This is a genomic window from Pseudomonas tehranensis, assembly GCF_014268615.1.
GTDB classification, from domain to species: Bacteria; Pseudomonadota; Gammaproteobacteria; order Pseudomonadales; family Pseudomonadaceae; genus Aquipseudomonas; species Aquipseudomonas tehranensis.
Genome location: NZ_JABWQV010000307.1, coordinates 1 through 5110, shown reverse-complemented (window position 1 = coordinate 5110; position 5110 = coordinate 1). Strand labels below are relative to the sequence as shown.

Genomic DNA, 5110 nt, shown 5'->3' with positions numbered 1-5110 from the left:
CGCCCAAAGGGCGCCTCCCGTAACACCCGGCTGACCAGGTTCGTTACATCCAGAGACGCCCTTGGGCGCGCACGATTAACAGCAACGGTTTACAGCTTTATCAATGCACGTCTTTCCAGTATTCACGCTTGAGCAGGTAAGCGAATACGAAGAAGAACGCCAAATACAGCAACACATAAGTACCGATGCGCTGATGCTCCAGCTTCACCGGGTTGGCCGAATAGGCCAGGAAGGTCACCAGATTCTTGACCTTCTCGTCGAACTGCTCTTCAGTCAGGCTGCCGGTGTTCGGCAGCACGGTCAACTGATCGCAGGCTTCATGAGTCAAAGCCGTGCCGGTCAGCGGATCGTATTGCTTCTTGCCGTCCTCGACGATTTGAACCTGTTTGCAGCCTACCACCTGACGACCCTGCAGGCCGACCAGAACGTTTGGCATACCGACGTTCGGGAAGACCTTGTTGTTCACGCCCCAAGGACGCGCAGGATCTTCATAGAACGAACGCAGGTAACCGTAGAGCCAGTCGGTGCCACGCACGCGCGCCACCAGAGTCAGGTCGGGCGGCGCAGCCCCGAACCAGGACTTGGCGTCTGTCGGCTGCATGCCGATGTTCATGTGATCGCCCAGCTTGGCGCCAGTGAACACCAGCTTCTCGAGCATCAGCTCATGGGGAATGCCCAGGTCATCCGCTACACGCTCGTAACGCTGGAACTTAGCGCTGTGGCAGCCCATGCAGTAGTTGGCGAAGGTACGTGCGCCGTCCTGCATGGCAGCTTTGTCGGAAACGTCGATGTCGACCTTTTCCAGCTCGGGCCCACCGGATGCGGACGCAAAGGACAGGACAGGCATAGCAGCAAGAATCAGTACAGAAAATAGCTTTTTCATCAGCCAGTCACCCTTTCCGGAACCGGTTTGGTCTTCTCGAGCCTGGTGTAGAACGGCATCAGAATGAAGTAGGCGAAGTACAGGAAGGTGCAGACCTGCGACAGCAGCGTCCGGCCCGGTGTTGGAGCGAGTACGCCCAGCACACCCAGGATCACGAACGAGATGCAGAACACCCAGAGCCAGATTTTGCTCAGCCAGCCTTTGTAGCGCATCGACTTGACCGGACTGCGGTCCAGCCACGGCAGGACGAACAACACGGCGATCGCCGCACCCATGGCGATGACGCCCAGCAGCTTGTCTGGAACCGCCCGCAAAATCGCGTAGAACGGAGTGAAGTACCAGACCGGAGCAATGTGCTCAGGGGTCTTGAAGGCGTTTGCCTGCTCGAAGTTAGGCTTCTCGAGGAAGTAACCACCCATCTCCGGGAAGAAGAACACGATGGAGCAGAAGATGAACAGGAATACCACCACGCCGACGATATCTTTCACGGTGTAGTACGGGTGGAAGGCGATGCCGTCCAGCGGTACACCGTTTTCGTCCTTGTGCTTCTTGATGTCCACGCCATCGGGGTTGTTCGAGCCGACTTCATGCAGCGCCAGGATATGCAGCACCACCAGGCCGAGGATCACGATCGGCAAGGCCACCACATGCAAGGCGAAGAAGCGGTTCAGGGTAATGCCCGAAATCAGGTAATCACCGCGAATCCACTGGGTCAGGTCATCGCCGATGACCGGGATTGCACCGAACAACGAGATGATCACCTGGGCGCCCCAGTAAGACATCTGGCCCCAAGGCAACAGATAGCCCATGAACGCTTCAGCCATGAGCGCCAGGTAGATCAGCATACCGAACACCCACACCAGCTCACGTGGTTTCTGGTACGAACCGTAGAGCAGACCACGGAACATATGCAGGTAAACCACGATGAAGAACGCCGAGGCGCCTGTGGAGTGCAGCAGACGCAGGATCGAGCCGTACTCGACGTCGCGCATGATGTATTCGACGGAGGCAAACGCTTCTTCCGCCGAAGGGGTGTAGCTCATGGTCAGCCAGACACCGGTGACGATCTGGTTGACCAGAACGAGCAGTGCCAGGGAGCCAAAGAAGTAGAAGAAGTTGAAGTTTTTTGGAGCGTAGTACTTGCTGAGATGGTCTTCCCACATTTTGGTCGCGGGAAAGCGCGCATCAACCCAATCCATGAATTTGCTCATCACGCTTTCTCCGTATCGACGCCAACGACAATGATGTCGTCGGTCTCATAGGAATGCGGGGGAACTGGCAGGTTCAGAGGTGCAGGCTGCGATTTGTAGACGCGACCCGCCAGGTCGTAGTGGGAGCCGTGGCAAGGGCAGAAATAACCGCCGACCCAGTCCTTGCCCAAGTCGGCAGGGGCTACTTCAGGACGGAACGTTGGCGAGCAACCCAGGTGCGTGCAAATTCCGATCAGCAGCAGGACTTCCGGCTTGATCGAGCGCGTTTCGGGATTGACGTACTCCGGTTGGTCCGAGTTCTTGGAAGTGGGATCGGACAGTTGGCCCTCGATCTTTTTCAGATTCCCCAGGATCTCCTCCGTACGGCGGACGATGAATACCGGCTGACCGCGCCACTCAGCAATCATCTGCTGGCCTGGCTCGATTTTGCTGACATTCACTTTCACCGGTGCACCTGCAGCTTTCGCCTTGGCACTGGGAAACCATGACCCCACGAACGGGACCGCAGCCCCCACCGCTCCTGCAGCACCCACCACGGATGTGGCTGCTACCAGGAAGCGACGCCGGCCTGCATTCACGCCGTCATTGCTCATTCAGTCCTCTCCCATCAGCTTTGTGGCCTGTTAAATCAGGCGTCTACTAAGTAAAAATCTGAACTTATAAAAATTTTGCCGAATGGTAATGAAAAGCCCCAGTTCTGACAAGGTAATTACCAAGCGACCCAACCGCCAAGCCTTGCAGTATAGGGCCTTCGCGAATGTGGCAAGTTGTCACAGAGCAATTATTTCACCCATAAAAAAAACGCCCAGCTCCGTGAGGAACTGGGCGCCTTTTGAAAGCGGAAGCGAAATTAACGCTTCGAGTACTGCGGACGCTTACGCGCTTTACGCAGACCGACTTTCTTACGCTCAACTTCACGAGCATCGCGAGTTACGAAGCCGGCTTTGCGCAGTGCACCGCGCAGAGTTTCGTCGTAATCCATCAGGGCGCGAGTGATGCCGTGGCGGATTGCGCCAGCCTGACCACTTACACCACCACCGATAACAGTGACGTAGATGTCGAATTTTTCGACGGTCTCGGTCAGTTCCAGCGGCTGACGAACTACCATGCGGGCAGTTTCGCGGCCGAAGAAGTTATCCAGGGAGCGGTTGTTGATGGAGATGTTACCAGTGCCCGGACGCAGGAAAACGCGTGCGGTTGCAGTCTTGCGACGGCCAGTGCCGTAATTTTGAGTCGCCGACATAATGAACTATTCCGTTAAAACTTCAGTTCTTGGGGCTGCTGAGCAGTATGAGGGTGAGCAGCGCCCGCATAAACCTTCAGCTTACGATACATGTCGCGACCCAGTGGGTTTTTAGGCAGCATGCCTTTAACCGCGGTCTCGATCACGCGCTCAGGGGCTTTGGCGATCAGCTTTTCGAAGTTGATCGACTTGATGCCGCCAGGAAAACCGGAGTGGGAGTAGTACATTTTGTCAGTGGTTTTAGCGCCAGTAACACGTACTTGCTCAGCGTTGATCACTACGATGTAGTCACCGGTGTCGACGTGAGGGGTGTACTCAGGCTTGTGCTTGCCACGCAGACGGCTCGCGATTTCGGTGGCCAGACGACCCAGGGTCTGACCAGCAGCGTCGACGACAAACCAGTCGCGCTTTACTGTTTCCGGTTTAGCAGTAAAAGTTTTCATTCTTTATAGCCTCAGGGGCCGCCCTGTAAATTAGACGGCGGATCTTACTGAATAGTGCGTACTTTGACAAGTCAAAGGCAGCCGGATACAGACGCTTTCGGGGGCTCGGGTCGGCGCGTCCGTTCAACGGCAAGATTCTTCGGCGGCGGCGCATCACTTCCACTGCAGAAAGAGGTGCGCAATTATGCAGATTGCGAAAAATAATTCAACCTGCTTTTATGATTGTTTTGCCCAAGGAGTTCCCGATGGATTATCGCCAGCTAGGCCGTACCGATCTAAACGTGAGCGCCCTGTGCCTCGGAACCATGACCTGGGGTGAGCAGAACAGCGAGGCCGAGGCCTTCGCCCAGATCGAACGCGCCAAGGGTGCCGGGATCAATTTCATCGACACCGCCGAGATGTACCCGGTGCCGCCCAAGGCCGAGACCTACGCCACCACCGAACGCTACATCGGCAACTATTTCAAGAGCCGCGGCGACCGCGCGGACTGGATCCTGGCGAGCAAAATCGCGGGCCCCGGCAACACCATCGACTACATCCGCGACAAAAACCTCAAGCACAACCGCCGCCATATCGTCGAAGCGGTGGACGCCAGCCTCAAGCGCCTGCAGACCGACTGGATCGATCTCTACCAACTGCACTGGCCGGAACGCAGCACCAATTTCTTCGGCCAGTTGGGCTACCAGCACAAGGCCGATGAAGATTTCACCCCACTGGAGGAAACCCTCGAAGCCCTGGACGAGCAGGTCCGGGCCGGAAAGATCCGCCACATCGGCCTGTCCAACGAAACGCCGTGGGGCACCATGAAGTTCCTCGCCCTGGCCGAAGCCCGTGGCTGGCCTCGGGCAGTGTCGATCCAGAACCCCTACAACCTGCTCAACCGCAGTTTCGAAATCGGACTTTCGGAAATCGCCATCCGCGAACAGTGTGGCCTGCTGGCTTACTCGCCATTGGCGTTCGGCTTCCTGTCGGGCAAGTATGAAGGCGGTGCACGGCCAGCCAAAGGCCGCCTGACGCTCTACAGCCGCTTCATGCGCTATTTCAATCCACAATCGGAAGCCGCGTGCAGCCGTTACGTGGCCCTGGCGCGGGAACACGGCCTGGACCCGGCGCAGATGGCCCTGGCCTTCGTTACCCGACAACCATTCGTGACCAGCAATATCATCGGTGCCACGACCCTTGAGCAACTGGACAGCAACATCGAAAGCTTCGACCTGAAGCTGTCCGATGAAGTGCTGGCGGGGATCGAGGCGATTCACAAGGATCAGCCGAACCCTGCTCCTTGATCGACTGGTAAAAAGCCTTCGCGAGCAAGCCCGCTCCCACAGGA

At 57.0% G+C, this 5110-nt stretch carries 6 protein-coding genes; 1 reads left to right on the top strand and 5 read right to left on the bottom strand.

The window, feature by feature from the left end; genetic code table 11:
* Window positions 1-100: 100 nt before the first annotated feature.
* The 5 genes from HU811_RS24620 to rplM all read right to left on the bottom strand — a co-directional run bounded on the left by HU811_RS24620 (window position 101) and on the right by rplM (window position 3780).
* The gene (locus tag HU811_RS24620; protein ID WP_092393818.1) at window positions 101-883 is read right to left on the bottom strand and encodes a cytochrome c1; all 783 of its coding nucleotides are present in this window, start codon (window positions 881-883) and stop codon (window positions 101-103) included.
* Window positions 883-2094, bottom strand: a complete 1212-nt coding sequence (locus HU811_RS24615) for a cytochrome b (RefSeq protein ID WP_092393821.1) — start codon at window positions 2092-2094, stop codon at window positions 883-885. The genes HU811_RS24620 and HU811_RS24615 overlap by 1 nt, the downstream gene beginning before the upstream one ends.
* Window positions 2094-2687 carry a ubiquinol-cytochrome c reductase iron-sulfur subunit gene (gene petA, locus HU811_RS24610; RefSeq protein ID WP_092393824.1) on the bottom strand — a complete coding sequence of 198 codons (594 nt, stop codon included), beginning with the start codon at window positions 2685-2687 and terminating at the stop codon, window positions 2094-2096. The genes HU811_RS24615 and petA overlap by 1 nt, the downstream gene beginning before the upstream one ends.
* Window positions 2688-2944: 257 nt before the next feature.
* Window positions 2945-3337, bottom strand: a complete 393-nt coding sequence (gene rpsI, locus HU811_RS24605; protein WP_003205364.1) for a 30S ribosomal protein S9 — start codon at window positions 3335-3337, stop codon at window positions 2945-2947.
* A gap of 14 nt (window positions 3338-3351) precedes the next feature.
* On the bottom strand, window positions 3352-3780 hold the full coding sequence (rplM, locus tag HU811_RS24600) for a 50S ribosomal protein L13 (protein WP_003205365.1): 429 nt from the start codon (window positions 3778-3780) through the stop codon (window positions 3352-3354).
* A gap of 245 nt (window positions 3781-4025) precedes the next feature.
* Here rplM and HU811_RS24595 point away from each other — a divergent pair, with 245 nt between their 5' ends.
* Window positions 4026-5066 carry an NADP(H)-dependent aldo-keto reductase gene (locus HU811_RS24595; protein ID WP_186658591.1) on the top strand — a complete coding sequence of 347 codons (1041 nt, stop codon included), beginning with the start codon at window positions 4026-4028 and terminating at the stop codon, window positions 5064-5066.
* The last annotated feature ends 44 nt before the right edge of the window (window positions 5067-5110 follow it).